This is a genomic window from Actinomadura rubrisoli (assembly GCF_004349215.1).
In the GTDB taxonomy this organism is placed as follows: domain Bacteria; phylum Actinomycetota; class Actinomycetes; order Streptosporangiales; family Streptosporangiaceae; genus Spirillospora; species Spirillospora rubrisoli.
The window spans coordinates 20281-46279 of record NZ_SMKU01000029.1 but is presented as its reverse complement, the minus strand read 5'-3'; the positions used below and the strand labels follow the sequence as shown (position 1 = coordinate 46279).

Genomic DNA, 25999 nt, shown 5'->3' with positions numbered 1-25999 from the left:
GGGGCAGCGGGATGATCGAGGGGGACAACACGTGAGCGAGTTCGAGGGCAAGATCGCCTTGGTCACCGGCGGGTCGCTGGGGATCGGCCGGGCCGTGGTGGAACGGCTCGCCGGAGACGGCGCGGCCGTGGTGTTCTGCGGCGTCGAGGAGGACGGCGTCCGGCGGGCGGAGGAGGAGCTCGGCGCGGCCGGCCTGGAGGCGGCCGGCGTCGTCGCGGACGTGACCGACGCCGCGCAGACGAGCGCTCTCGTCGGGACGGCCGTGTCCCGCTACGGGGGCCTGGACGTGGTCGTGACGTGCGCGGGCGTCCAGCGCTACGGCACGGTCGAGGACACCTCCGAGGAACTGTGGGACGAAGTGCTCGACGTCAACCTCAAGGGCGTCTTCCTCGTCTGCCGCGCGGCCGTCCCGGAAATGCGGCGCCGCGGCGGCGGGGCGATCGTCACGGTGTCGTCGGTGCAGGCGTTCGTGTCGCAGGCGCGGGTGGCCGCCTACAGCGCGAGCAAGGCCGCGATCAACGCGCTGACGCGGTCGATGGCGCTCGACCACGCCGAGGACGGCATCCGGGCGAACGCGGTGTGCCCCGGGTCGGTCGACACGCCGATGCTGCGCTGGGCCGCCGACCTGTTCCGCGGCGAGACGACGCAGGACGCGCAGGTGGCGGAGTGGGGCCGGGCCCATCCCCTCGGACGCGTCGCGCGCGCGGAGGAGGTCGCCGAGGTTGTGGCCTTCCTCGCCGGACCCCGCTCGTCCTTCATCACCGGCGCCGAACATCGCGTGGACGGCGGCCTGCTGGCCCGCAATCCTGCGGCCCTTCCCGATCCTTCTCACTGACCGGTCCCTGCGGAGGTTTCCATGCAGAATCCCGTCCCCTCACGTCCCCTCTCACGCCGCTCGTTCGTCGCGTCCGTCCTGGTGACGGCCGGGTTGGTGGCCACATCGGCCGGTCCTGCGGCCGCCGATGGGCATGGCCATGGGCACGGCCCCAAGCCTGGCGCCGGGCCGGTCTGCTCCGGCAAGCCCGCCCCCACGTTCGGCACGGCCGCCCAGAACACCGCGCAGAACAGCAAGTTCACCGCGTACGGCAACAGCAACACCCTGCTCGACGACTGGACCGGCGCCGACACGACGTACTCGCTGAAGCTGTCGGACGGACGCATCGTCTACGCCTTCTCCGACACCTTCCTCGGCAAGGTCAACACGGACGGCTCCCGTCCGGTCGTGGTCGAGGAGGGCGGGACGACGCCGTTCATCAACAACTCGTTCGTCGTGCAGGGGAAGGGCGGCGCGCTCACCACCGTCCACGGCGGGACGGCGGCCGACCCCAAGGCGGTCATGCCGCCCCCGCGGCGCGCCGACTGGTACTGGGCGGGCGACCTCACCCAGAGCGGCGCGGAGGTCCAGCAGCTCTACCGCGAGTACTACGACCCGGATCCCGACAACGGCGACCCGTGGGACATGAAGTTCAAGGGCAACGTCCTCGCGCGCTTCTCCACGCGGAACCTGTCCACGCCTGTACGGGTGCAGGCGATGCCCTCGTCCGCCGGGATCCAGTGGGGTTCGGCGGTCCTCAGGGACGGCGGCTACACCTACGTCTATGGCACCGAGGACTACACCGACCCCGCCACCAAGGTGAATACCAAGTACCTGCACGTCGCGCGGGTGAAGGGCGGCGACCTTCGCGGGACGTGGAGCTACCGGACCTCGGGCGGCTGGTCGCCGGCGGAGTCGGCCTCGGCGCGGCTGCTGAGCGGGGTGTCGAACGAGTTCAGCGTGAGCAGGCGCGGCTCGCACATCGTCATGGTCAACCAGGACACCAAGATCGCGTTCGGGGCGGAGATCGACGTCCTGCTGTCGTGCTCGGCGGCGGGCCCGTTCACCGGCGAGCAGACCGTCTACCGGACGCCCGAGACCGGCGCGTTCGGCTCCTACTGCGACCCCGACGTGTACACCTACAACGCGCACCAGCACGCCGCGCTGTCGTCCTCGGGCAACCTGGTGATCTCCTACAACGTCAACAGCCTCGACCGGACCTCCGGGCCGGCGAACGACAACTACCGGGACGTCACCATCTACCGCGCCCGCTACGTGAACGTGCCGGTGAGCGGCTGACCGCGCGCCGGCCCTGACCAGCGGCCCGAATCCGTCCCGTCCACGGCGGGGCCGCTCCACGACGCGCCCCCGGGTGACCTCCCGCCCGGGGGCGCGTCTTCCCGTCTTCCGGCTCCGACCCCAGGAGGTCCGATGGACGCCGAACTCGCCGCCGCCCTCGACGGCATGCCCTATGTGGGACTGGCCGACCCGGCCGAGGCGCGCGCGGCCATGCGCGCGCTCGTGTCGGTGCTCGTGGAGCCGTCCGCCGATCCGCGCGTGGAGGTCGCGGACCGGACGGTTCCCGGCGCGCCCGGCGCACCGCCCGTCCCGGTGAGGACGTACCTGCCCGTGCGCGCGCGACGGCCGGCGCCCGTCCTCGTGTACTTCCACGGCGGCGGCTTCGTCACCGGCGGCCTGGAGAACGAGCACGGGCGCTGCCTGGAGTTCGCCGCCGAGGACGGGATCGCGGTGGTGTCGGTCGGCTACCGGCTGGCGCCCGAGCATCCGTTCCCCGCGGGCTTCGAGGACTGCTACGCCGCGACGGTGTGGGCGCACGCGCACGCGTCCGAGCTGGGCGGCGACCCGGCGCGGGTCGCGGTCGGCGGCGGCAGCGCGGGCGGCGCCCTCGCGGTCGCGGTGGCGCTGCGCGCCCGGGACGAGGACGGGCCGCCCCTGGCGTTCCAGATGCTCCTCTACCCGGTGCTGGACGACCGCATGGACACCCCGTCGATGCGGGCCTTCACCGGCCCTCCGCTGTTCAACCGGACCGACGTCCGGCACATGTGGCGGCACTACCTGGGCGGACGGGAGGACGTCCCGGCGTACGCGGCGCCCGCGCGGGCCGCCGACCTGGCCGGACTGCCGCCCGCGTACGTGCTGGCCGCCGAGATCGACCCGCTGCGCGACGAGGACCTCGCCTTCGCGCACCGGCTCATCGCCGCGGGCGTCCCGACCGAACTGCACCATGTGCCGGGCGCCTGCCACGGGTTCGACGGCATCCTGTCCGCGGGGATCGCGCGGCGCGCGTTCGCCGAGCAGCGGGGCGCCCTCCGGAGGGCATTGGGAAACACGGAGGGCGCTGGACAGTGCAGCGGCTAAGTGATTAGATGACTTTACTTCTTTTGAGCGAGGTGCGATGTCACAGGATGTAGCCCGTCCCAGCCTGGCGGACGCTCTGACCGAGCGGATGCTGGAGCTGATCAGGTCGGGCGGCCTGGGCCCCGGCGACCGGCTGCCGTCGGCGCGGGAGCTCTCGCAGCGGTTCGCGGTCACCACCCCGACGCTGCGCGAGGCGCTGCGCCGCCTGGAGGCCACCGGCGCCATCCAGCTGCGGCACGGCTCCGGCATCTACGTGGGCGCCGACCTCGAACGCGTGGTCATCCCGAACCCCAACGTCCGCACCCTGGACCGGGACCGGCTGCTGCACCTCCTGGACGCCCGGCTGCTGATCGAGCCGCCGCTGGCCGCGCAGGCGGCGCGCCGGTCCGAGGCAGGCGACCTCGAACGGCTCCGCGCCGTCCTGGACGAGGCGTCCGAGAACCTCACCGGCGACGACGCGCGGCTGCACGAGGCCAACATGGCCTTCCACCGGGCCGCCGCGGAGGTCGCGGGCAACTCCGTCCTCTGCGAGGTCATCGACTCGCTGCTGTCGGTGCACGCGTCCGAGCAGCGCGAGATACAGCGCATCTTCGACGACCGCACCCGCGACTACGAGGAGCACCGGGCGATCCTCGGCGCCATCGAGCGCGGCGACGCGCAGGCGGCGGCCGAGCTGATGCGCGCCCATCTCGCCGACGTCAGGCACGTGATAGAGCAGCGGCTCACCTGAGGCGACCGCGCGCGACCGACCCACCCCTCCCGACCCACCCCGATTGGGCACCCGCCCGACGAAGGAGGCCCACCATGCTGTCGTCGAAGCGACTGCGGGTGACCGCACTCACCCTGGGCGCGCTGCTGATCGCCACCGGCTGCGGGTCCGGCGGCGACTCCGGCGCGAAGACGTCCGAGCTCAAGCTCTACAACGACAAGGGCGCCTGGAAGCCCTTCTTCGAGCAGATGGGCACGCTGGGCAAGGAGCAGACCGGGCTCGGCATGAAGCCGGTGGGCTACACCGACGAGCCGACGTACACCGCGTTCATCAAGACCTCGTTCCGCACCAAGGTCAAGCCCGACCTGTTCACCTGGACGACCGGCGGGCGGCTCCAGGAGATCGTCAAGCAGAACCAGGTGGCCGACACCTCTCAGCTCTGGCAGGACGCGATCAAGAGCGGCGACCTGTCGGCCGACCTGCAGAAGTACTACACCGTGGGCGGCAAGCAGTACTGCGTCCCGCTGCAGACCGGCTACTGGGGCATGTTCTACAACAAGAAGATCTTCGCGAAGTACGGGCTGAAGCCGCCGACGACGTGGGCCGAGCTGGACACCCTCGCCCGGACGCTGAAGGCGAAGGGGCAGGTGCCCTTCAACCACACCACGCCGACCTCGCTGTTCTCCTTCGCGTGGTTCGAGCAGCTGCTCGCGGGCTCCGACCCCGACCTGTACGAGCGGCTGTCCACCGGCCAGGCGTCCTACACCGACCCGGGCGTGGTGAAGGCGATGGAGCGCTGGAAGTCGATGATCGACTCCGGGTGGTTCAGCAACCCCGGCGACAAGGCCGACCCCGCCGACCACTTCAAGTCCGGCGACGCCGCCATGGTCATCAGCGGGACGTGGTTCAACACCAGCATGACCCAGCGCGGGCTCAAGCAGGGCGAGGACTACGGCTTCTTCTTCATCCCGAACGTCGAGCCGTCGCTGCCGAAGACCTCGCTCGTGTTCGAGAGCGGGCCGCTGTGCTCGCTGCGCAAGGCCCCCGACAAGGAGGCCAGCATGAAGTACCTCAAGTGGTGGATCACGCCGGGCGCCCAGGAGAAGTGGGCGAACATGCGCGGCGACGTGTCGAGCGACCCGAAGGTGAAGGTCGCCGACCCGGAGCTGGACAAGGTCAGCAAGCAGGCGGCGTCCGACAAGAACCGGCTCGTCCTGCGCTACTTCGAGGCCGCGCCCGCGCCGGTGCTGACCGAGGCGCTGAGCGGGTTCGACAAGTTCCTCAACAAGCCCGACACGTACATGAAGGTGCTCCAGAGCATTCAGAAGGTGAACGAGGAGTACTGGAAGACGCACAAGGCCGGAAGCTGAGCCCGCGATGAGCACGCACAAGGCCACCGCGGCCCGCCCGAAGCCGGCGGGCGTGCGCGGTGACGGTCCGGCGGGACGCGGCGGCACCCGGCGCGGCACCCGGCGCGGGGACCGTCCGGGGAAGGGCTTCGCCCTGCACGGCCGGTTCCGGCACGCCTACGTCTCACCGGCCGTCCTGTTCGTCGCCGTCCTGCTCTACCTGCCGTTCCTGTGGACGGCGTACCTGAGCATGACCACCTACGACGGGCTCGCGTCGCCCGAGTTCACCGGGCTGGACAACTACCGGCGCCTGTTCGAGGACGACGCGCTGCTCACCTCGATCCGCAACACGCTGCTGTGGGTCGTCGGGACCGTCGTCCTGCCCGTGGGGCTCGGGCTGATCGTCGCCGTGCTGTCCTACGACCTCAAGCGGGGCGCGTGGTTCCGGCTGCCGTTCCTGCTGCCCTACGCCATGTCGGGCGCGGGCCTCGGCGTGATCTGGGGCTTCATCCTGCAACCGGACGGCATGGCCAACCAGATCCTGACCTTCCTCGGGATGCCCGGCGGCGACACCGCCTTCCTTCAGGACGGCCCCCGCAACACGATCGCGATGATCGTGGTGTGGACGTGGCAGCAGCTCGGCGTCAACATGCTGCTGTTCGTCGTCGGCCTCCAGTCCATCCCGAAGGCGCCGATCGAGGCCGCGCGCATCGACGGCGCGTCCGGGTGGCGGCTGTTCCGGCACGTCCTGTGGCCGCTGATGCGCCCGATCACCACGGTCGTGTTCGGGCTGGCGCTGGTGGCGGGGCTCAAGAGCTTCGACATCGTCTGGGTGATGACCCAGGGCGGGCCCGGACGGTCGTCCGAGACGCTCGCCGTGACCATGTACCGCGACGTGTTCGTCGCCGACGAGTACGGGTACGGGTCGGCGGTCGCGGTGCTGCTCACCACCATCACGGGCCTGGCTTCATACGTCTACCTGCGCCGCCAGGTCGGCAGGGAGGAGACCCGATGAGCGCACAGGAGAGCGGTGGCGGGACGCGCCGCGGGATGGGCGTCGGGGGCGCGGCGCGCCGGGGCCTGCTGGTCGTGCTCGGGCTGGTGTGGCTGTTCCCCACGTACCTGATCGTGGCGAACGCGGTGCGCCCCGCGGACGACTACGACCCGTCCGACGCGGTGAAGCCGCCGTCCTCGATGGGGCTGTTCGACAACATCTCCGAGGCGTGGAGCCGCACGAGCGTCGGCGACACGCTGCTGAGCACCCTGGGCTACAGCGTCGTCTCCCCGGCGCTCGCGGTGCTGCTGGGCGCGCTCGCCGGGTACGCGATCGTGGTGCTGCGGCTCAAGCACGGCTTCGCCTGGTTCGTGGTGATCTTCGCGGGCACCATCGTGCCGTTCCAGATGCTGCTCGTGCCGCTGTTCGTCGGCTACAGCAAGGTGTCGCTGTACGACGACCACGTCGGGCTCGTGCTGATCTACACCGCCACCAGCGTGCCGCTCGCGGCGCTGGTGATGCGGAACTTCTTCGGGAGCGTCGCCGTGTCGATCTTCGAGGCGGCGCGGCTGGACGGCGCGTCCACCTTCCGCATCTTCTGGCGGATCTACCTGCCGCTGTCCTCGGCGGCGCTGGCCGCCGTGTTCATCCTGGAGTTCACCTACGTCTGGAACGACCTGCTGTTCGGCCTGACGCTCTCGCAGTCCGAGACCGTCCGGCCGGTGTGGGCCGAGCTGTCGGCCCTCACCACCGACGTGTACGCCGGGACCCCGGTGCCGATCGCGCTGGCCGCCGGGCTCGTGGTGTCGCTGCCGACGGTCGTGCTGTTCCTGGCGACACAGCGGCTCTTCACGCGCGGGCTCACGCTGGCGCAGTTCTGAGAAACCGTACGAAGGGATAGACGGCGAAACGATGACGAGTCGCCTGCTGCAGGCGAGCCTTGGCTCGCCCGACTACGACGGGATCCGCGACGCGCTGCGCCGCGACACCTCCACCGAAGTGCTCGCGGTCCGCGGGCTGACGGTCCGCGCCGCGGTGCTGCCGCTGTTCAGACGGGACGGGGCCGGAGCGCTCCGGCAGGCCGTCCGGCTGACCCTGTCCGGGGGACGCGGGGCGGAGGTGGCCCTGAAGGACGGGGCGGACGTGCTCGCGAGCGCGACGGTCGACGGTGCCGCCGGGGACGGGGGCGCGGCCGTCACGCTGCTCGTCCCGGAGGTGGAGGCCGCCCGCCGCGTCACCCTGGAGGTGCGCGACGCGGACGGTCTCGTCGGGGCCGCGCCGCTCGACCTCACGCCGCAGCGCAAGTGGAGCGTCTTCGTCGTCCACCACTCGCACCTGGACATCGGCTACACCGACACGCAGGGCACGGTGCTCCGCCACCATCTGGACTACCTGGACGCGGCGCTGCGCCTGGCGCGCGAGACCGACGGGCGCCCGGACGACGCGCGGTTCCGCTGGTCGGTGGAGTCGTCGCTGCCCGCGCTGCGCTGGCTGGCGACCCGCCCCGAGGACCAGGTCGCCGAGTTCGCCGAGCGGGTCCGGGCGGGCAACATCGAGGTGACCGCGTTCCCGATGCAGCTGCACACGGAGGCGTGCTCGACGGAGGAGCTGTACCGCCAGCTCCGCTTCGTCGCGGACCTGCGGCGAGACCACGGCATCGAGGTCCGCTCGGCCATGCACACCGACATCCCGGGCGCCGTCGTCGGGACGGTGGACGCGCTGAACGCGGCGGGCGTCCGCTACCTGGCGGCCGCGCACAACTGGGCCGGGCGGTCCGTCCCGTACATCACGGGCGGCGACCGGCTCGGCCGCCCGTTCCGGTGGCGGTCGCCGGGCGGCGGCGAACTGATCGTGTGGTTCACCGACACCCCGCACGGCATGGCCTACATGGAGGGCAACACCGTCGGCCTCGTCGACGGCTACGACCTCGCCGAGGACCTGCTGCCGCGCTACCTCGGCTCCCTCGCCGACCGCCCCTACCCGTACGGGCCCGGGACGTTCGGCTGGTACGCCGCGCCCGGCCAGGTCGGCGCGGCCAAGGACCCCGACATCCTGGACGCCGTCCACCTGCGCGTGCAGGGCGCGCACGCCGACAACGCCGGGCCGTCCATCGTCCCCGCCGACATCGCCCACCGCTGGAACGAGACGTGGGCGTACCCGCGGCTGCGGATGGCCACCAACGCCGACTTCTTCGAGTACGTCGAGGAGCACCACGGCGACCGGCTCCAGACCCACGAGGGCGACTGGACGGACTGGTGGGCCGACGGCCTCGGCTCCGGCGCCCGCCCCCTGGGGTATGTCCGCCGCGCGCAGAACGTCCTGCGGTCCGCCGAGACGCTGCACGCGCTCGCGGACGAGCGCAGCGGCGACCGGACGGCCGCGCCCGCCGCGATCGACGAGGCGTACGACCGGGCGGCGCTGTTCGACGAGCACACCTGGGGCGCAGCCAACCCCTGGGAGGACGCGGAGGAGGGCGGCGACTCCGGCGGCCTGCAGTGGACCCGCAAGTCCCAGGTCGGCTACCAGGCGCACGACGACGCGCTCGACCTGCTCCAGGCGGGCGCCGGGCGGCTCGGCGCGACGTTCGGCCCCGCGTCCGGCGCGCTCGCCTCGTTCCTCGTCGTCAACCCCGGCTCGGCCGCCCGCACCGACGTGGCGCGCGCGTTCCTGCCCCGCGACGTCGTCGCGGTGGACGTCCCGGTCTCGCTCGTGGACGCCCGCACCGGCGAGCCCGTCCCGCACCGCGAGGAGGAGGTGGACCCGGAGGAGTGGCCCACCCGCCCGATCGGCCGCCACCTGGAGGCGGTGCTGGCCGACGTCCCCGGGCACGGCCACGTCCGCCTCGACGTCGTCCGCGCCGAGCCGGGCGCCGCCTCGCCCGAGCCCGCCGACCTCGGCGCGGACGGGACGATCGAGAACGAGTACTACCGCGTCGTCTACGACCTCAAGGAGGGGCACCTCGCCTCGGTCTTCGACAAGACCCTCGGCCGGGAGCTGGTGAACGCCGAGGCGGTCGCCGGGTTCGGCCAGTACATCTACGACCGGTACGCGACCGCGCCGCACTTCAACCACATGTCCGGGCACATGCTCGTCCACGACAAGACGATGCTCGGCGACCGCGCCGTGGCCGCCCACGCCACCGTCGCCCGGTGCGAGCGCACCCCGGCGGGCGAGCGGCTCGTCGTGGAGCTGCACGGCAAGGGCGTCGACTGGCTGCGCACGACCATCGACCTGTACGCCGGGGTCCCGCGCGTGGACGTCCGCTACCAGCTCGGCAAGCAGCCCACGGCGGCCAAGGAGGCGGTGTTCTTCGCGTTCCCGTTCGCCGTGGACGGCCCGCCCGCCGCCTGGGAGCTGACCGGCGGCGTCGGCGGCACCGGCGTGCCGAGCGTCCCCGGATCGGCCGAGCACATGCGCCCGATCCGGCACTGGGTCGCGTTCGAGGACCCCGAGCTGACCGTGGCGTGGGCGACGCTGGAGGCGCCGCTCGTCCAGTTCGGCTCGATCCACATGCCGTACGCGCCGTTCCCGCCGACGCTGGACGAGGAGGACGGCACCGTCTACTCGTGGGCGCTGAACAACATCTGGGACACCAACTTCCCGTCCCAGCAGCAGGGCGAGACGACCTTCCGCTACGCGTTCGCCTCCGGCGCGGCCGGGTCCGGGCGCCGGCTGGGCGCCCGCACCGCCGCGGGCGTCACCGACCCGTTCGTCGCCACCCTCGCGACGGGCGCGGCGGAGGCCGCCGCCTCCGGCGCGTTCCTGGAGGTCGACGACCCGGACGTGCTCGTCACCTCCGTCGGCCGCGCCCGGGACGGCGAGGGCCTCGCCATCCGGCTCCAGTCGCTCGCGGCGGACCCGGTGGAGACGGGACTGCGCGTGCCCGGCGCGACGAGCGCGCGGCTCAGCGGCCTCCTGGAGCGTGACCCGGCGGAGCTCCCCGTCCGGGACGGCACGATGACGGTCCGGCTGCCGGCCTGCGGCGTCGCCACCGTCACCGTTCGGCGCTGAGCGCAGATCGGGGACGACCGCACATGAAGATCACAGGAATCCGCGCCACCACGGTGACGGTGCCGCTGGAGGCGCCGCTCCTGCACAGCAACGGCGCCCACTGGGGCCGGTTCGTCCGCACGATCGTGGAGGTCGAGGCCGACAACGGGCTGGTCGGCCTCGGCGAGATGGGCGGCGGCGGCGAGAGCGCGGAGGCCGCGTTCCAGGCGATAGCGCCGCACCTGGCGGGGCACGACCCGTTCGAGCTGGAGGCGCTCCGCTTCAAGATCGCCAACCCGACGGCGAGCCTGTACAACAACCGCACCCAGATCCTCGCCGCGATCGAGTTCGCCTGCCTGGACCTCGTCGGCCAGCACCTCGGCGTGCCCGTGTACGACCTGCTCGGCGGCCGCGTCCGCGACTCGGTCCCGTTCGCGTCCTACCTGTTCTACCGCTACCCGGGCGCCGGCGGGTCCCCGGAGATCCGCACCCCGGACCAGCTCGTCGAGCACGCCCGTGCCCTCAAGGCCGAGCACGGGTTCACCGTCCACAAGCTGAAGGGCGGCGTCTTCCCGCCCGGCCACGAGCTGGAGTGCTACCGGGCGCTCGCGAAGGCGTTCCCGGGCGACCGCCTGCGCTACGACCCGAACTCGGTGCTCAGCCTGGAGGAGGGCCTGCGGTTCGGGAAGGCGATCGAGGACCTCGACAACGACTACCTCGAAGACCCCGTCCTCGGCCTGGAGGGGCTCCGGCTCGTCCGCGAGCGGGTCGGCGTGCCGCTCGCCACCAACACCGTCGTGGTCAACTTCGAGCAGCTCGCCGCCAACGTCCTGCGCCGCGGCGCGGACGTCGTGCTGCTCGACACCACCTTCTGGGGCGGCATCCGCGCCTGCGTGAAGGCCGCCGGGGTCTGCGAGACGTTCCAGATCGGGGTCGCCGTGCACTCCTCCGGGGAACTGGGCATCCAGCTCGCCACCATGCTGCACCTCGGCGCCGTCCTGCCGAACCTCACCTACGCCGCCGACGCGCACTACCACCACCTGGCCGACGACGTGATCGAGGGCGGACCGATGCGCTACACCGGCGGCAGGATCGCCGTTCCGTCCGGTCCCGGCCTCGGCGTCCGCCTGGACCACGACAAGGTCGCCGAGTACGCCGCGCTCTACAAGGAACTGGGCGGCTACCCCTACGACCGCGACCCCGGCCGCCCCGGCTGGTACCCGCTCGTCCCCAACGACCGCTGGGCCGACCCGTCCGTCCCCCTCGCCCTACTTCCCTGAATGAGGGCCGCCCGGCCCTGGGGGACGGGTCCGGGCGGCCCAGTGTCTACCACTTGGTGGGCTTGGTCTTGGTGTAGAGCCAGGCGTGGAAGAGCCCGTCCAACTGCTTGTGCGAGATCCTCTCCGCCAGCGCGATGAACTGCTCCGTGGTGACGTTGCCGTTGCGGTGCGTCCGCGTCCACACTTTCAGCAGCGCGAAGAACGCCCTGTCGCCGATCCGCTCCCGGAGGGCGTGCAGGGTCATCCCGCCGCGCCAGTACGGGGTGATGGTGAACAGCTCGTTCGGGCCAGGGTCGCCGGTCTTGCGGGCGAGCCACAGCTCCTTGTAGCTGCTCCAGCTCTCCGGCCGCTCGTAGAGGAAGTCGAACGCCGACTTCGCCGTGGGGCCGCTGTGCTGCTCGTCCCAGAGCCACTCCGCGTAGGTGGCGAACCCCTCGTTCAGCCAGATGTCCTGCCAGCGCCTGACGCTGACGCTGTTGCCGAACCACTGGTGCGACAGCTCGTGGACGATCGTCGCCGTGTCGGGCTCGTAGCCGTAGATCGGGCGGCTTTGCGTCTCCAGCGAGAACGCCACGTCCACGCCGACCCGGATGCCGCCGACGGACGTGAACGGGTACTCGCCGAAGACCTTCTCCTCCCAGTCGACCGCCTGGATCGTCTTCTCGTGGATGATCTTCAGCTCGTCCGCGCGGTTCGGGGCGACCGCGCTGATGACCGGGGTGCCGTGCCGGGTCCTCCCCTTCTGGACGGTGTACTTCCCGATGGCCAGCATCGCCAGGTAGCTCGCCATAGGGGAGCGCTCGTGCCAGACGAACGTGGACTTGCCGCCCCGCGTCGTCTCGCCGCCGGGCTCGCCGTTCGCCAGGACCTGCGTGCCCTTCGGGACCGTGACCCGGTAGGTGTAGGTCGCCTTGTCGGTCGGGTGGTCGCTGCTGGGGAACCAGGTGGACGCGCCATCGGGCTCGCACACGACGTACGCGCCGTCCGGCGTCCTGATCCAGCCGAACCTGCCGAGGTCGGGCCGCTGGACGGGCTGCGGGCTGCCCGCGTAGGCGACGGTCACGGTGAAGCGGGCGCCCTTGCGCAGGCCGACGGGCGGCGTGACGACCAACTCCTGGCCCTTGCGTGTGAACGCGGCGGCGCGGCCGTTCACGCGCACGCTGGAGACGGTGAGCTGCTTGAGGTCGAGGTCGAACCGCGAGAGGTTCTGCGTCGCGCGGGCCGTGACGCGGGCGGTGGCCACCAGCGCGTTGGACGCGGGGGTGTAGTCGAGCGCCAGGTCGTAGTGGCGGACGTCGTACCCGCCGTTCCCCTCCAGGGGGAAGTAGCGGTCGCCGACGCCGGGCGCGCCGGGGGTGAAGCGGTGCCCGTGGCCATGGCCCTGGGTGGGGGCGGCGGCCGCGGCGGGTACCGCCGGCGTCAGCAGACAGGCGGTCGCGGTGAGGGTGGCCGCGACGGTGAACGGGGCGGATCGGATCCTTGGCTGCATGGATCCCCCTTCCTGTGGGTGCGCCATAGAAGACCACGCCTCGTCGGGAATTGTCATCACCCCCGGACACGCCACGGGGGCCGTCCGAATCCCGGACGGCCCCCGTGGGCCAGGCGCGATGCCGCGTTACGCCTGCTTGGTCTCCCAGAAGATCTTGTCGATCTCCGCGATCTTGCCGAGCAGGTCCTCGGCGGCCTTGACGTCCATGCTGCCCTTCGTGCCGGACGCGCCCGCGAGCTTGGTCGCCTCGTTGAACAGCTGGTGGAGCTGCGGGTACTTCTCGAAGTGCGGCGGCTTGAAGTAGTCGGTCCACAGCACCCACAGGTGCTCCTTGACCAGCTGGGAACGCTGCTCCTTGATCAGGATCGCCCGGGCGCGGAACTCCGGGTCCTCGTTGGCCGCGTACTTCTCGGCGATCGCCTTGACCGACTCGGCCTCGATCCGGGCCTGCGCCGGGTCGTAGACGCCACACGGCAGGTCGCAGTGCGCGGAGACCGTGGTCTTCGGGCGCAGAAGCTTGAGCAACACCTGCGATTCCCTTCCCTCGTTTCGGATCATGCTCAGGTCACCGACATTACCCTTGTGCCCCTGGGGGCGTACGCCCAGGGCGCTCGGTATTTCGGCCTAAGACCCGGGCCGCCGCGCGGCCCGGAACCCTCCAGCTGTGTCATCACCGCTGCCCGCCGAGATATGCGGCCGGAGACCGACCGGGAGGACGGCCATGCCGAACCGAGGGAGGCGGTGCGCCGCGCTCTGCACGCTCGCCGGTGCGGCGCTGTTCGCGCTGGTCAAGGCGAGGGGACGGCTCCGGACCGTCGCGGTCGCGGGCGACTCGATGCTGCCGGTGCTGCGCCCCGGCGACTGGCTCGTGGTGCGCGCGGGCGCCGTCCCCGCGGCGGGGGACCTCGTCGTCGCCCGCCATCCCGAGCGGCCGGGCGTCCTCATCGTCAAGCGGGCGACACGCCGCGCGGACGGCGGGTGGTGGCTGGAGAGCGACAACCAGCGCGCCCGGGGGCGCCGCGACAGCTGGGACTTCGGCGCCGTGCCCGACGACCTCATCGTCGGCCGGGTCGTCGCGCGCTACTGGCCGCTCTCGCGCGCGGGCGCGCGGCGCATCGACACGCGTGCCGCGCTCGGATGGCAGGCGGCGGTCGCGCTCGACCGTCCGGCGCAGCGGTCCGAGCAGTAGCGCCGCGACCGGTTGCTCGTCGCGTCGAGGTACACCCGTCCGCAGCCGTCCGCCTGGCAGACCCCGAACCGGTCCAGCCCCTGGGAGCCGATCTTCGCCGCGAGGCCCATCGCGGTGCGCGCGGCGACGCGGTCGGGGATCGAGCCCTCCTCGTTGAAGTGCAGGTGCCAGTCCTGGCCGTCGTGCCGGACCATCTGCGGATGGACCGGGTGCCGGATGAGCAGGGTGTTGAGGCGCTCGATCGCGTCCTCGGCGTCCCCGCGGTCGGCGGAGACGAAGATGGCGCGCAGCTCCGCGCGCAGCTCGCGGATGGCGTCGAGATCGCGGTGCGCCGTCCGCCCCTCAAGGTGCGGCCGGCGCAGCAGCAGGGCCCGCAGCCCTTCGAGATCGCGCAGCTCGTCCCGGTGGGGGCGCTGCGTGTTCACGAGCTCGATCGCCAGGTCTGCGTAAGAGGCGAGGTCCACATTCGCTCCTGACGAGTCCGGCCTGATCGGGCGAATCCCCAGTGTCATTCCCCCGTGGCGAGAATTACACCGCTACTTTAAATATCCTCCGGCCGGCGATGTCCGCAACCGGCGAATTGTTCGTGCCATGGCGGGGCATGAGGAAGGCCCGTGCCCCAGCGGGGCACGGGCCTTCACAGAAAGAGATCGGGGAATTGGTCCACCGGATCAGATCCGGTTGACGCCCTCCGCGCGGGCCTGTGCGGCCACGGCGGCGGTGACGGCCGGGGCGACCCGGTCGTCGAACGGGCCCGGGATCACGTAGTCGGCCGTCAGGTCGTCGCCGACGATGCCGGCGAGCGCGTCCGCGGCCGCCAGTTTCATGCCCTCGGTGATCGAGTGCGCGCGCACGTCCAGCGCCCCGCGGAAGATGCCGGGGAAGGCCAGCACGTTGTTGATCTGGTTCGGGAAGTCGCTGCGGCCGGTGGCGACGACGCGGGCGTGCCGCCGCGCCACCTCGGGCTGGACCTCCGGGGTCGGGTTGGACAGCGCGAACACGATCGCGTTCTCCGACATCGTGGCGACGCACGACTCGTGGACGGTGCTGCCGGACAGCCCGATGAACACGTCGGCGCCGCGCAGCGCCTCCTCCGTGGAGCCGGTCAGCCGGGACCGGTTGGTGATCGCGGCGATCCGCCGCTTCACGGGGTTCAGCCCGTCGCGTCCCTCGTAGACCAGGCCCTTGCTGTCGGACAGGGCGATGTCGCCGATGCCGGCCTCGATGAGGATCTGGGAGACCGCGATGCCGGACGCGCCCGCGCCGGCGACGACGGCGCGCAGCTCCGAGAGCGGCTTGCCGACCAGGCGCGCGGCGTTGGTGAGGGCGGCCAGCGCCACGATCGCGGTGCCGTGCTGGTCGTCGTGGAAGACGGGGATGTCGAGCGCGGCGCGCAGCCGGTCCTCGATCTCGAAGCAGCGCGGGGCGCTGATGTCCTCCAGGTTGATGCCGCCGAAGCTGGGCGCCAGCCGGATCACCGTCTCGACGATCTCGTCCACGCCGGTGCAGCTCAGGGCGATCGGCACGGAGTCGACGCCGGCGAACTCCTTGAACAGCAGCGACTTGCCCTCCATCACGGGCATGGACGCGGCCGGGCCGATGTCGCCGAGGCCGAGGACCGCGGTGCCGTCGGTGACGACCGCGACGACCCGGGACGTCCACGTGTACTCGTAGGCCAGCTCGGGGTTGTCGGCGATCGCGGTGCAGACGCGCGCGACCCCGGGCGTGTAGGCGAGCGAAAGGTCGTCGGCGTTGCGGACCGGGATGGTCGACCGCATTTCCAGCTTGCCGCCGCGGTGCAGCGGAAAGGCCGGATCGTCGTCGAGGGAGTGTTCGGTGGGAATGGGCTCGGAAGCCACAGCGACCCCTGTCAGTGAAAGTTGGCTTTCGGGCGATGCCGCCGCGGTGGTGTGGTCGGGTGGCCTGATCACCTGGTGGACATCTCGCGACGTACGGGGGTCACCCGTTGTCCGATTGTGCCACACCTCCTCCCGCCCGGCCCGGGGATCGCGGCCGCGGCGGCCGCCGCCCGGGGCCGGGACGGATCCAAAGGATCTTGATGACGGGGGGCGGCCGGCAGATCGCTTAGAGTGGGCACCGCGGGCGGCTGGGCGGGCCCGGGGCTACCTCGTTGTCCGATTGTTTCGGACCCTTAATCCAGATCAGGCCCGGTGTACGCCAAAATGTGCACTTGCCAACGGATCCAGCGGATCCGGCGAAACCACCTGGAGGGGGACCCGTGATCATCGGTTCTCTGCGCCGCCGCGCCATCGCGGCGAGCGCGCTCGTGCTGACGGGCGCCCTCGCCCTGTCCGCATGTGGCGAGAAGAAGGAGTCCACCGAGCCGACGGCGTCCATCACGCCGAAGAGCGGCCCGGACCAGAAGCTGGTGGCCCTCGTCCCGGCCGAGATCAAGTCGGACGGGGTCGTCAAGGTCGGCTCCGACACCACCTACGCCCCCGCCGAGTTCCTGGAGAACAACAAGGCCATCGGCTTCGACATCGACCTGTTCGACGCGGCCGCCGCCAAGCTCGGGCTCAAGACGCAGTGGATCACCACGCCGTTCACGGGCGTGATCACCGGTGTGAAGTCCGGCAAGTACGAGGCCGGCATCTCCTCGCTCACGATCAACCCCGAGCGGCTGAAGGACACCGAGATGGTGAGCTACTTCAACTCGCCGATCCAGTGGGTGGTGAAGAAGGGCAACCCGCAGGGGGTCCAGCCGGACAACGCCTGCGGCAAGAAGGTCGCCGTCCAGACCGGCACCGTCGAGGTCGACGACCTGAAGGTCAAGGACGCGGCCTGCAAGAAGGGCGGCAAGCCGGGCATCAAGATCGACCAGTTCCAGGACCAGAGCACGGCCACGGCGGCGGTCGTGTCCGGCAAGGACGACGCCGGCTCCGCCGACTACCCCGTCTTCGTCGACGCCGTCGACAAGGCCAAGGGCCAGCTGGAGCTGCTCGGCGAGCCCTACGGCCAGACGCCCTACGGCGTCGCGCTCAAGAAGGGCCAGACGCAGTTCGCCGAGGCGGTCGCGGGCGCCTACAAGGCGATCATCGCGGACGGGACCTACAAGCAGATCCTGGACAAGTGGAAGGTCTCCAAGGGGGCCATCACCGATCCGGCCGTGAACCCGAAGGCATCCTGACCAGATGACCGAGTCAGCTGACACCGCGAAGCCGGACGAGGCGCGGCCCGCGGCCATCAAGGCCGTGCCCGTCCGGCATCCGGGCCGCTGGGTGGCGGTGGCCGTGCTGGCCCTGCTGGCCGCGATGTTCGTGCACATGCTCGTCACGAACAAGGCCTTCCAGTGGTCGTTCATCATCGACAACGCCTTCCGCCCCAACATCGTCGAGGGCGTCCGCACCACGGTGCTGCTGACGGTCTTCTCGATGATCATCGGTGTGGTGATCGGCATCGTCATGGCCGTCATGCGGCTGTCGGGCAACCCGATCCTCAGCGGGAGCGCGTGGCTCTACACCTGGTTCTTCCGGGCCGTGCCCCGGCTGGTGCTGGCGATCCTGTTCGGCAACATGGGGATCCTGTACGCCAAGTACCACGTGGGCGGGGTGCCCTTCTCCAGGCAGGTCGGCGACCTGATCGGCGTCGACGTCGACGGCACGCTGTTCACCATCAACGCCAACACGTTCCTGACCGGCTTCATGGCCGGTCTGCTCGCGCTGGCGCTGTCCGAGGGCGCCTACATGGCCGAGATCGTCCGGGCGGGCATGCTGTCGGTCGACCCCGGCCAGAGCGAGGCCGCCGGGGCCCTCGGCATGTCCCGCATGCAGACCCTGCGGCGGATCGTGCTGCCGCAGGCCATGCGCGTGATCGTGCCGCCGACGGGCAACGAGACCATCGCGATGCTCAAGGACACCTCGCTCGTCGCCTTCGTCCCGGTCACCAACGAGCTGTTCTTCCAGCTCAAGTCGGTCGGGGACAAGGAGTTCAACGTGTTCCCGATGCTGGTCGCCTCCTGCATGTGGTACCTGTTCCTGACCAGCTTCCTGCTGGTCGCCCAGTACTACCTCGAACGCCATTTCGCCCGCGGCTCGGGGGTCTCCAAGGAGAAGCGGGCCGGATTCCGGGCGCTCGGCTTCGGCAGTGGGGGAGGCGGAGGATGAGCGGGCCGAACGTCGCCGCGGACCTGATGGTCAAGGCCGAGGCGGTGCACAAGCACTTCGGCCGGGTGGACGTGCTCAAGGGCATCGACCTGGAGGTCAGGCCGGGCGAGGTCATGTGCGTCATCGGCCCGTCCGGGTCGGGCAAGTCGACCTTCCTGCGCTGCGTCAACCACCTGGAGAAGATCGACGCGGGGCGGCTCTGGGTGAACGGCCATCTGATGGGCTACCGGCAGAAGGGCGACAAGCTCTACGAGCTGCGCGACAAGGAGGTCTCGGCGCAGCGCCGCGAGATCGGCATGGTCTTCCAGCGCTTCAACCTCTTCCCGCACATGACCGCCATGGGGAACGTCTGCGAGGCGCCGATCCGGGTCCGCGGGCAGAGCAAGGCCAAGGCCCGCGAGCGGGGCGCGCAGCTCCTGGAGCGGGTCGGCCTGGCCGACAAGGTGGACACCTACCCCTCGCAGCTGTCCGGCGGGCAGCAGCAGCGGGTCGCCATCGCCCGGGCCCTCGCGATGGACCCCAAGCTGATGCTGTTCGACGAGCCGACCTCCGCGCTGGACCCCGAGCTCGTCGGCGAGGTCCTGGAGGTCATGAAGCAGCTCGCCGTCGACGGCATGACCATGATGGTCGTGACCCACGAGATGGGCTTCGCCCGCGAGGTCGGCGACTCGCTGGTCTTCATGGACGACGGCATCGTCGTCGAGAAGGGCACCCCGGGCGACGTCCTGTCCAACCCCCAGCACCGCCGCACGCAGGACTTCCTGTCCAAGGTGCTCTAACGAAGATCCTCTGACGGCGAAGGGCCTCTGACGGCGATCGGCGGCGGCCCGTCCCCGAGCGCGGGGGCGGGCCGTTCCGCGTCCGGGGCGGCCGGTTAGTGTGCGGGCATGTTCGCTGTCACTGCCACGCGCATCGACGCAGAGGATCCGCTGGACGGGCTGACGCTGGGGGAGCGTCCCGAACCCGACGTCCCGGAGGGCTGGACCACCGTCACGGTGAAGGCCGCCGCGCTCAACCACCACGACCTGTGGTCGCTCAAGGGCGTCGGGCTCCCCGCCGACCGGCTCCCGATGATCCTCGGCTGCGACGCCGCCGGGGTGGACGAGGACGGCGCGGAGGTCATCGTGCACGCGGTGATCGGCGACCCGGAGCGGGGCGGCGGTGACGAGACGCTCGACCCCAAGCGGACGCTGCTGTCGGAGCTGCACCCGGGGACGCTGGCCGAGCGGGTCGCCGTGCCGCGCCGCAACCTCGTCCCCAAACCGGCCGAGCTGACCTTCGAGGAGGCGGCCTGCCTCCCGACGGCGTGGCTCACCGCCTACCGGATGCTGTTCGACAAGGCCGCCCTGCAGCCCGGCTCGTCCGTCCTGGTGCAGGGCGCGGGCGGCGGCGTCGCGACCGCGGCCATCGCGCTGGCCTCGGCGGCCGGGTTCCGTGTCTACGCGACGAGCCGCAGCGGGGCCAAGCGCGAGCGCGCGGCCGAGCTCGGCGCGGACGCGGTGCTGGAGCCCGGCGCCCGGCTGCCCGAGCGGGTGGACGCGGTGATCGAGACCGTCGGCGAGGCGACGTGGTCGCACTCGCTGAAGTCGCTGCGCCCCGGCGGGCGGATCGTCGTCTCCGGCGCCACGAGCGGCGCGGTGCCGCCCGCCGAGCTGAACCGGGTGTTCTTCCTCCAGCTCCAGGTCGTCGGCTCCACCATGGGGACGCGGGCGCAGCTGGAGCGGCTGGCGCGGTTCCTGGTGAAGACGGGCACGCGCCCGCCGATCGACCGGACGCTGCCGCTCGGCCGGGCGCGGGAGGGCTTCGCCGCGATGGCCGGCGGCGACCTCTTCGGCAAGATCGTCTTCACGCCCTGACGCGCGGGACGCGCGGGACGGGCGGTGACGGGGCGAGGGCCGGGGGACGGCGCCCCGGTCACCACCCGTCGTCGCGGAAGACCTCGCTCCTGAGCCGCGCCCGCGTCTCCTCCAGGAGGGACTGCACGGCGGCGAGGCCCTCCTCGTCGAGCCGGGAGTGCTTGGCGCCCTTGCGGACGTCCTCGACGAACTTGCGGAGCAGCCGCTCCAGCTTGAGGCGGGCGATGTCCTCGCTGCTGCCGGTCGCCGTCTTCCAGGCGTCCTGCCAGTTTTGCTGCCACTCCTGCTTCCACGCCTGCTTCTGCTCGCGCCAGTACTCCTTCTGCCGCTTCCACTCGTCCTTCTGGCGCTCGCTGGTCTCCCGCCACGACTCCTTGGACGTGGCCGCGCCCTCCTCACGCATCGTCCGGGCCGCCTGGGTGAGCTCCTCGCGCAGCGACCGGACCGTCTGCCGGACGTCCTGCTGGACGCCGCGCGCGAACTCCTGGGCCGAGGCGGTGAGCTCCTCCTCCAGCTCGGCCAGCTCGTCCATGCGCCGCTCCAGCTCCTCGCGGCCCTTGTCGGTCAGCGAGTAGACCTTCTTGCCCTTGACGACCTCGTGCGTGACGAGGCCCTCGGCCTCCAGCCGGGCCAGCCGCGGGTAGATCGTGCCGGGGGAGGGCGAGTACACCCCGAGGAACCGGTCCTGGAGGAGCCGGATCACCTCGTAGCCGTGCCGCGGGCTCTCCTCCAGCAGCTTCAGCAGGTACAGCCGCAGGCGGCCGTGGCCGAAAACGGGGCTCAACTCACTTCTCCATTCGGGGAGTGATGATCTCCGGTGCGTCGTCCTCGCGGCCGAGCAGCGTGATCGATCCGGACACCGTGTTGACCCAGAGCCGCCCCGAGCCGTCCCCGATCTTGCCGGTGACGCCGCGGGCGACGGGCCGCTCCACCCGGCCGAGCTCGGGGAAGGACGTCTCGACGCGCCCCGTCACCGAGTTCAGCGAGACCTGCGCGCCGGCGGACCCGGGGACGCGCAGCGCGACCTCCCCGGAGACCGTGTTGACGTCGACGCGGCTCTCGCCGATCAGGTCGACGTCGGCGGCGATGCGGCCGCTGACCGTCCGCGCCCCCATCCGGTCGACGGACCCGCCCGCCACCGACAGGTCGCCGGACACCGAGGTGAACGACACGGTCCCGTCCAGGCCCTGCGCCTCGATGACGCCGGAGACGGTGTTGGCGTCGATGCTGCCGAGCACCCCGTCGAGCGTCACGTCGCCCGAGGCGCTCTTGATGGACGTGCGGGCGGTCATCCCGGTGATCAGCGCGTCCGCCGACACCAGGTTGAGGACGACGGGGCAGTCGTGCGGGAGCGTCACCGTGATGGCCGCGCGGCACCGGTGCGTGCGCAGCCAGCTCAGCACGCCCTCCCAGAGCCGCTCGTGGGTGATCGTCAGCATGCCCGCCTCGTGGCCGATCACCAGCGGCGGGCCCTCGACCTCGCCGATCTGGATGGACGGCCGTTCGTCGGAGGCGAGCACCGACACGCTCCCCGCGATCAGCGTCGCCCGCAGCGCGACGACGCCGTCGAAGTCGAGGGTCGTCGGTTCGTCGATCGTCCAGCGCGACATCGCGTTGTGCCCTTCGTCCGAGCGCTCCTGTCGATGAACACGATATGTCGCGTCAACCAGAAGTCAAGATGTATCGCGTAGTCGCCGCGCCGATCCGGGTCAGCCGTCCTCGTCCTCGTCGTCCAGCCGGGCCAGCCACGTGGCGAGGCGCTCGACGGGCGTCTCGAATTCGGGGTTGAGGTCGACGAACTCGCGCAGGCGCTCGGCCAGCCAGGTCAGGCTGACCTCCTCGGCCCCCCTGCGGTCGGCGAGCTCCTCGATGCCCCTGTCGGTGAAGTACATGGCGCGGCTCTCTCTGCGTTTCCTGGGCTGCGTTTCCTGGGCTCTGCGTTCCCGGGCCTGCTCTGGGCTCGGTGTTCCGGGGCGAGACGCCGAGAGCCCCGGCGCGCACGTGCGCACCGGAGCCCTCGGATCCGCCTCCCGCTACTTCTGGTCGCCGAACAGGCGGCCGAGCAGCGCCTCCTGCTCCGCCTGGTGCAGCTTCGCCGAGCCCACCGCGGGGGACGAGGACGCCGGGCGCGACACCCGCGACAGCTTCAGCCCCTCGATGTGGTGCGGCAGCTTGAGCGCCATGAACGGCCAGGCGCCCATGTTGGCCGGCTCGTCCTGGACCCAGACGACCTCGGTGCCGCCCGGGTACTTCGCCAGCTCGGCCCGGATCTCGTCGACCGGCGGCGGGTACAGCCGCTCGACCCGGACGACCGCGGTGTCGGCGGCGCCCGCCGCGTCGCGCGCGTTCACCACGTCGTAGTAGATCTTGCCGGTGGTCAGCAGCACCCGCCGCACGCCCGCCGCGTCGATCGACGGGTCGACCTCCGGGATCACCGGCTGGAACGCGCCCCGCGTGACCTGCTCGACCGCCGACGTCGCGGCCTTGTGCCGCAGCAGCGACTTCGGCGTGAACACGATCAGCGGCTTGCCCCGGCCCGACAGCACCTGCCAGCGCAGCAGGTGGAAGTAGTTCGCCGGGGTGGTCGGGTAGACCACGGTCATGTTGTCCTGCGCGCACAGCTGGAGGTACCGCTCGATGCGCGCGGACGAGTGGTCCGGGCCTTGGCCCTCGTAGCCGTGCGGCAGCAGCAGCACGATGCTGGAGTGCTGGCCCCACTTCTGCTCGCCGGACGAGATGTACTCGTCCATGATCGACTGGGCGCCGTTGGCGAAGTCGCCGAACTGCGCCTCCCACGCGACCAGCGCGTCCGGGCGGGTCATGGAGTAGCCGTACTCGAAGCCCATCGCCGCGTACTCGCTGAGCAGCGAGTCGTGCACGTAGAACTTCGACACGCCCTGCCCGAACTGCTTGAGCGGGGAGTACTCCTCGCCGGTCTTGCGGTCGAACAGCACCGAGTGCCGCTGGCCGAACGTGCCGCGCCGGGTGTCCTGGCCGACGAGGCGGACCGGGTGGCCGTCGATCAGCAGCGAGCCCAGCGCGAGCAGCTCGCCGGTGGCCCAGTCGATCGCGTCGTCCTCGATCATCTGGGCGCGGCGCTGCAGGATCGGCTGGAGCCGCGGGTGGATGTTGAAGCCCTCCGGCAGGTTGACCTGGGACTCGATGATCCGCTTGACGGTCTCCGGCGGGATCGCCGACCCGGCCGACGCGTGGTCGATCGGGATGCGCTCCTCGACGTCCGGCTTCACGACCGAGCCCGGTTCGAGGGGCTTCTTGACCGCCTCGCGGGTCTCGGTGAACGCCCGCTCCAGCTGCTCCTGGTAGTCGCGCAGCGCCTGCTCGGCCTCCTCGACCGTGATGTCGCCCCGGCCGATCAGCGCCTCGGTGTAGAGCTTGCGCACCGAGCGCTTGGCGTCGATCAGGTCGTACATCAGCGGCTGGGTGAACGAGGGGTTGTCGGTCTCGTTGTGGCCCCGCCGCCGGTAGCAGATCATGTCGATGACGACGTCCTTCTTGAACGTCTGCCGGTACTCGAACGACAGCCGCGCCACGCGGGCGCACGCCTCGGGGTCGTCGCCGTTGACGTGGAAGATCGGCGCCTGGATCATCCGGGCCACGTCCGTCGAGTAGACGCTGGAGCGCGAGTACTCGGGGGCGGTGGTGAAGCCCACCTGGTTGTTGATCACGACGTGCACGGTGCCGCCGGTGCGGTAGCCGCGCAGCTGCGACAGGTTCAGCGTCTCGGCCACCACGCCCTGCCCGGCGAACGCGGCGTCGCCGTGGATCAGGATCGGCAGCACGCTGAAGCCGGCCTCGCCGACGTCCAGGAGGTCCTGCTTGGCGCGGACGACGCCCTCCAGCACCGGGTCGACGGTCTCCAGATGGGACGGGTTCGCGACCAGCTCGGTGTGGATCTTGGAGCCGTCGCCCGCGACGAAGTCGCCGGAGGCGCCCAGGTGGTACTTGACGTCGCCGGAGCCCTGCGCGCTGCGCGGGTCGAGGTTGCCCTCGAACTCGCCGAAGATCTGCCCGTAGGACTTGCCGACGATGTTGGCCAGCACGTTCAGCCGGCCGCGGTGCGCCATGCCGATGACGACCTCGTCCAGGCTGTCCTGGGCCGCCGCCGAGATCACCGAGTCCAGCAGCGGGATGACGGACTCGCCGCCCTCCAGCGAGAACCGCTTCTGCCCGACGAACTTCGTCTGCAGGAACGTCTCGAACGCCTCGGCGCTGTTGAGGCGGCGCAGCACGTGCAGCTGCTCCTCGCGCGACGGCTTGTCGTGCGGGACCTCGACGCGCTCTTGGATCCAGGCCCGCTCCTCGGGGTCCTGGATGTGCATGTACTCGATGCCGACCGTCCGGCAGTAGGCCATCCGCAGCACGCCGAGGATGTCGCGCAGCTTCATGGTCGGCTTGCCGCCGAACCCGCCGGTCGCGAACTCGCGCTCCAGGTCCCACAGGGTGAGGCCGTGCTTGAGGATGTCGAGGTCGGGGTGGCGGCGCTGCTTGTACTCCAGCGGGTCGGTGTCGGCCATCAGGTGGCCGCGGACCCGGTAGGCGTGGATCAGCTCGTGGACGCGGGCGACCTTGGCGACGTCCTCCTCGTGGGAGGCGGAGATGTCCTTGACCCAGCGCACCGGCTCGTACGGGATGCGCAGGGCCTCGAAGATCTCGTCGTAGAAGCCGTCCTCGCCGAGCAGCAGCTCGTGGATGCGGCGCAGGAAGTCGCCGGACTGCGCGCCCTGGATGATCCGGTGGTCGTAGGTGGAGGTCAGCGTCATGACCTTGCTGATCCCCATGCGCGACAGCGTGTCGCTGGACGCGCCGGCGAACTCGGCCGGGTACTCCATGGCGCCCACGCCGATGATCGTGCCCTGGCCCGGCATCAGCCGCGGCACCGAGTGGACGGTGCCGATCGTGCCCGGGTTCGTCAGGCTGATCGTGGTGCCCTGGTAGTCCTCGATCGTGAGCTTGTTGCCGCGGGCCTTGCGGACGATCTCCTCGTAGGCGGCCCAGAACTGGCGGAAGTCCAGCGCGTCGGCGGCCTTGATGCTCGGCACCACCAGCTGCCGCTGGCCGTCGTCCTTGCGCAGGTCGATGGCCAGCCCGAAGTTGACGTGCTCGGGCCTGACCAGCACCGGCTTGCCGTCGACCTCGGTGAACGCGGCGTTCATCTCCGGCATCGCGGTGAGCGCCCTGACGATCGCGTACCCGATGAGGTGGGTGAAGGAGACCTTGCCGCCGCGGCCGCGCTTGAGGTGGTTGTTGATGACGATGCGGTTGTCGATCAGCAGCTTGGCCGGGACCGCGCGCACGCTCGTCGCGGTCGGCACCCCGAGGCTGGCCTCCATGTTGGCGGCCGTCCTGGCGGCGACGCCGCGCAGCCTGACCTCCTCGGCGCCGGTGGGCACCGGCGGCGGGGCCGGCTTGGCGGCGGCCTTGCCGCCGTCCTTGGGGGCGTCCTTGGCGGGGGCCTTCGGGGCGGTCACCGGCCGCTGCGGTGTCGGCGGAGCGGCCGCGGTGCCGTTGGCGGCCTTGGCGGCCGCGCTCTCGGTGGCCTGGGGCGCCCCGGGGGACGCGGAGATCACGGACGTGGGCCGGCTGTCCGGCTGGTAGTCCGCGAAGAAGTTCCACCAGGCCTCGTCAACCGAGTTCGGGTCTTCGAGGTACTTCTGGTACAGCTCGTCGACCAGCCACTCGTTGGCACCGAAATCTGTGATCTTTGGGTCGGCACTAGTTTGCGACGACTCTGTCGACACGGCGGAGATCGCCCTCTTCCGCAGCTCGCAGGTGAGTTATGAGACGCAACAAGGCTACTCGCACTTG

22 protein-coding genes are annotated in these 25999 nt (G+C 71.1%); 14 read left to right on the top strand and 8 right to left on the bottom strand.

The features are described from left to right. Positions 1–31 precede the first annotated feature (31 nt). The 9 genes from E1298_RS09130 to E1298_RS09090 all read left to right on the top strand — a co-directional run bounded on the left by E1298_RS09130 (position 32) and on the right by E1298_RS09090 (position 11515). Complete coding sequence (locus tag E1298_RS09130; RefSeq protein ID WP_131891069.1) at positions 32–835, top strand: SDR family NAD(P)-dependent oxidoreductase; 804 nt, start codon at positions 32–34, stop codon at positions 833–835. A 21-nt stretch (positions 836–856) separates the two neighbouring features. Continuing rightward, entirely contained in the window at positions 857–2113 is a 1257-nt protein-coding gene (locus E1298_RS09125) for a DUF4185 domain-containing protein (RefSeq protein WP_131891067.1), read from the top strand. 132 nt (positions 2114–2245) lie between these two features. Beyond that, positions 2246–3193, top strand: coding sequence for an alpha/beta hydrolase (locus tag E1298_RS09120; protein WP_131891064.1), 948 nt, complete (start codon positions 2246–2248; stop codon positions 3191–3193). Between the two features lie 37 nt (positions 3194–3230). Beyond that, a complete protein-coding gene (locus tag E1298_RS09115; RefSeq protein ID WP_131891061.1) occupies positions 3231–3923 on the top strand; it encodes a FadR/GntR family transcriptional regulator in 693 nt (230 codons plus the stop codon). 74 nt (positions 3924–3997) lie between these two features. Continuing rightward, positions 3998–5272, top strand: a complete 1275-nt coding sequence (locus E1298_RS09110) for an ABC transporter substrate-binding protein (protein WP_243725470.1) — start codon at positions 3998–4000, stop codon at positions 5270–5272. A 7-nt stretch (positions 5273–5279) separates the two neighbouring features. Continuing rightward, a complete protein-coding gene (locus E1298_RS09105) occupies positions 5280–6266 on the top strand; it encodes a carbohydrate ABC transporter permease (protein ID WP_131891058.1) in 987 nt (328 codons plus the stop codon). Next, complete coding sequence (locus E1298_RS09100; RefSeq protein WP_243725469.1) at positions 6263–7126, top strand: carbohydrate ABC transporter permease; 864 nt, start codon at positions 6263–6265, stop codon at positions 7124–7126. The genes E1298_RS09105 and E1298_RS09100 overlap by 4 nt, the downstream gene beginning before the upstream one ends. A 31-nt stretch (positions 7127–7157) precedes the next feature. Then, positions 7158–10256, top strand: a complete 3099-nt coding sequence (locus E1298_RS09095) for a glycoside hydrolase family 38 N-terminal domain-containing protein (protein ID WP_131891055.1) — start codon at positions 7158–7160, stop codon at positions 10254–10256. A 23-nt stretch (positions 10257–10279) separates the two neighbouring features. Further along, the gene (locus E1298_RS09090; protein ID WP_131891052.1) at positions 10280–11515 is read left to right on the top strand and encodes an enolase C-terminal domain-like protein; all 1236 of its coding nucleotides are present in this window, start codon (positions 10280–10282) and stop codon (positions 11513–11515) included. Between the two features lie 46 nt (positions 11516–11561). Here the strand turns inward: E1298_RS09090 and E1298_RS09085 are convergent, their stop codons facing one another. Together E1298_RS09085 and sodN are read right to left on the bottom strand one after the other, a co-directional pair. Beyond that, positions 11562–13004 (bottom strand): M1 family metallopeptidase, encoded by a 1443-nt coding sequence (locus E1298_RS09085; protein ID WP_131891049.1) that lies wholly within the window; start codon positions 13002–13004, stop codon positions 11562–11564. Positions 13005–13130: 126 nt separating this feature from the next. Next, positions 13131–13532: a superoxide dismutase, Ni gene (sodN, locus tag E1298_RS09080; RefSeq protein ID WP_207944521.1), complete on the bottom strand. Its 402-nt coding sequence runs from the start codon at positions 13530–13532 to the stop codon at positions 13131–13133. Positions 13533–13725: 193 nt separating this feature from the next. Between sodN and sodX the strand changes: the two genes are divergently transcribed. Continuing rightward, on the top strand, positions 13726–14193 hold the full coding sequence (gene sodX / locus E1298_RS09075; protein WP_243725468.1) for a nickel-type superoxide dismutase maturation protease: 468 nt from the start codon (positions 13726–13728) through the stop codon (positions 14191–14193). On the opposite strand, the gene E1298_RS09070 is transcribed toward sodX, so the two are convergent. Together E1298_RS09070 and E1298_RS09065 are read right to left on the bottom strand one after the other, a co-directional pair. Next, entirely contained in the window at positions 14085–14657 is a 573-nt protein-coding gene (locus E1298_RS09070) for a CGNR zinc finger domain-containing protein (protein ID WP_131891044.1), read from the bottom strand. The genes sodX and E1298_RS09070 overlap by 109 nt on opposite strands. Before the next feature lie 207 nt (positions 14658–14864). Beyond that, positions 14865–16052, bottom strand: a complete 1188-nt coding sequence (locus E1298_RS09065; protein WP_131891041.1) for an NAD(P)-dependent malic enzyme — start codon at positions 16050–16052, stop codon at positions 14865–14867. Between the two features lie 380 nt (positions 16053–16432). Here E1298_RS09065 and E1298_RS09060 point away from each other — a divergent pair, with 380 nt between their 5' ends. The 4 genes from E1298_RS09060 to E1298_RS09045 all read left to right on the top strand — a co-directional run bounded on the left by E1298_RS09060 (position 16433) and on the right by E1298_RS09045 (position 20173). Continuing rightward, positions 16433–17341 (top strand): ABC transporter substrate-binding protein, encoded by a 909-nt coding sequence (locus tag E1298_RS09060; protein ID WP_131891038.1) that lies wholly within the window; start codon positions 16433–16435, stop codon positions 17339–17341. A 4-nt stretch (positions 17342–17345) separates the two neighbouring features. After that, positions 17346–18317, top strand: coding sequence for an amino acid ABC transporter permease (locus E1298_RS09055; RefSeq protein ID WP_131891035.1), 972 nt, complete (start codon positions 17346–17348; stop codon positions 18315–18317). After that, positions 18314–19096, top strand: a complete 783-nt coding sequence (locus E1298_RS09050) for an amino acid ABC transporter ATP-binding protein (RefSeq protein ID WP_279498009.1) — start codon at positions 18314–18316, stop codon at positions 19094–19096. The genes E1298_RS09055 and E1298_RS09050 overlap by 4 nt, the downstream gene beginning before the upstream one ends. A gap of 108 nt (positions 19097–19204) precedes the next feature. Next, the gene (locus tag E1298_RS09045) at positions 19205–20173 is read left to right on the top strand and encodes a zinc-binding dehydrogenase (protein ID WP_131891032.1); all 969 of its coding nucleotides are present in this window, start codon (positions 19205–19207) and stop codon (positions 20171–20173) included. A 58-nt stretch (positions 20174–20231) separates the two neighbouring features. Here the strand turns inward: E1298_RS09045 and E1298_RS09040 are convergent, their stop codons facing one another. The 4 genes from E1298_RS09040 to E1298_RS09025 all read right to left on the bottom strand — a co-directional run bounded on the left by E1298_RS09040 (position 20232) and on the right by E1298_RS09025 (position 25932). Then, on the bottom strand, positions 20232–20957 hold the full coding sequence (locus E1298_RS09040) for a PadR family transcriptional regulator (RefSeq protein ID WP_131891030.1): 726 nt from the start codon (positions 20955–20957) through the stop codon (positions 20232–20234). Between the two features lies 1 nt (position 20958). Then, positions 20959–21783: a DUF4097 family beta strand repeat-containing protein gene (locus tag E1298_RS09035; protein ID WP_131891027.1), complete on the bottom strand. Its 825-nt coding sequence runs from the start codon at positions 21781–21783 to the stop codon at positions 20959–20961. 99 nt (positions 21784–21882) lie between these two features. Further along, positions 21883–22065 carry a DUF6104 family protein gene (locus E1298_RS09030; RefSeq protein ID WP_131891026.1) on the bottom strand — a complete coding sequence of 61 codons (183 nt, stop codon included), beginning with the start codon at positions 22063–22065 and terminating at the stop codon, positions 21883–21885. Between the two features lie 141 nt (positions 22066–22206). Next, positions 22207–25932, bottom strand: a complete 3726-nt coding sequence (locus E1298_RS09025) for a multifunctional oxoglutarate decarboxylase/oxoglutarate dehydrogenase thiamine pyrophosphate-binding subunit/dihydrolipoyllysine-residue succinyltransferase subunit (protein WP_131891023.1) — start codon at positions 25930–25932, stop codon at positions 22207–22209. Positions 25933–25999: the final 67 nt, after the last annotated feature.

Bases quoted from the DNA above. Each gene is read 5' to 3' on its own strand.
- E1298_RS09125 (WP_131891067.1), top strand. From the start codon at position 857: ATGCAGAATCCCGTCCCCTCACGTCCCCTCTCACGCCGCTCGTTCGTC.
- E1298_RS09120 (WP_131891064.1), top strand. From the start codon at position 2,246: ATGGACGCCGAACTCGCCGCCGCCCTCGACGGCATGCCCTATGTGGGA.
- E1298_RS09115 (WP_131891061.1), top strand. From the start codon at position 3,231: ATGTCACAGGATGTAGCCCGTCCCAGCCTGGCGGACGCTCTGACCGAG.
- E1298_RS09110 (WP_243725470.1), top strand. From the start codon at position 3,998: ATGCTGTCGTCGAAGCGACTGCGGGTGACCGCACTCACCCTGGGCGCG.
- E1298_RS09105 (WP_131891058.1), top strand. From the start codon at position 5,280: ATGAGCACGCACAAGGCCACCGCGGCCCGCCCGAAGCCGGCGGGCGTG.
- E1298_RS09100 (WP_243725469.1), top strand. From the start codon at position 6,263: ATGAGCGCACAGGAGAGCGGTGGCGGGACGCGCCGCGGGATGGGCGTC.
- E1298_RS09095 (WP_131891055.1), top strand. From the start codon at position 7,158: ATGACGAGTCGCCTGCTGCAGGCGAGCCTTGGCTCGCCCGACTACGAC.
- E1298_RS09090 (WP_131891052.1), top strand. From the start codon at position 10,280: ATGAAGATCACAGGAATCCGCGCCACCACGGTGACGGTGCCGCTGGAG.
- E1298_RS09085 (WP_131891049.1), bottom strand. From the start codon at position 13,004: ATGCAGCCAAGGATCCGATCCGCCCCGTTCACCGTCGCGGCCACCCTC.
- sodX (WP_243725468.1), top strand. From the start codon at position 13,726: ATGCCGAACCGAGGGAGGCGGTGCGCCGCGCTCTGCACGCTCGCCGGT.
- E1298_RS09055 (WP_131891035.1), top strand. From the start codon at position 17,346: ATGACCGAGTCAGCTGACACCGCGAAGCCGGACGAGGCGCGGCCCGCG.
- E1298_RS09050 (WP_279498009.1), top strand. From the start codon at position 18,314: ATGAGCGGGCCGAACGTCGCCGCGGACCTGATGGTCAAGGCCGAGGCG.
- E1298_RS09045 (WP_131891032.1), top strand. From the start codon at position 19,205: ATGTTCGCTGTCACTGCCACGCGCATCGACGCAGAGGATCCGCTGGAC.
- E1298_RS09035 (WP_131891027.1), bottom strand. From the start codon at position 21,783: ATGTCGCGCTGGACGATCGACGAACCGACGACCCTCGACTTCGACGGC.
- E1298_RS09030 (WP_131891026.1), bottom strand. From the start codon at position 22,065: ATGTACTTCACCGACAGGGGCATCGAGGAGCTCGCCGACCGCAGGGGG.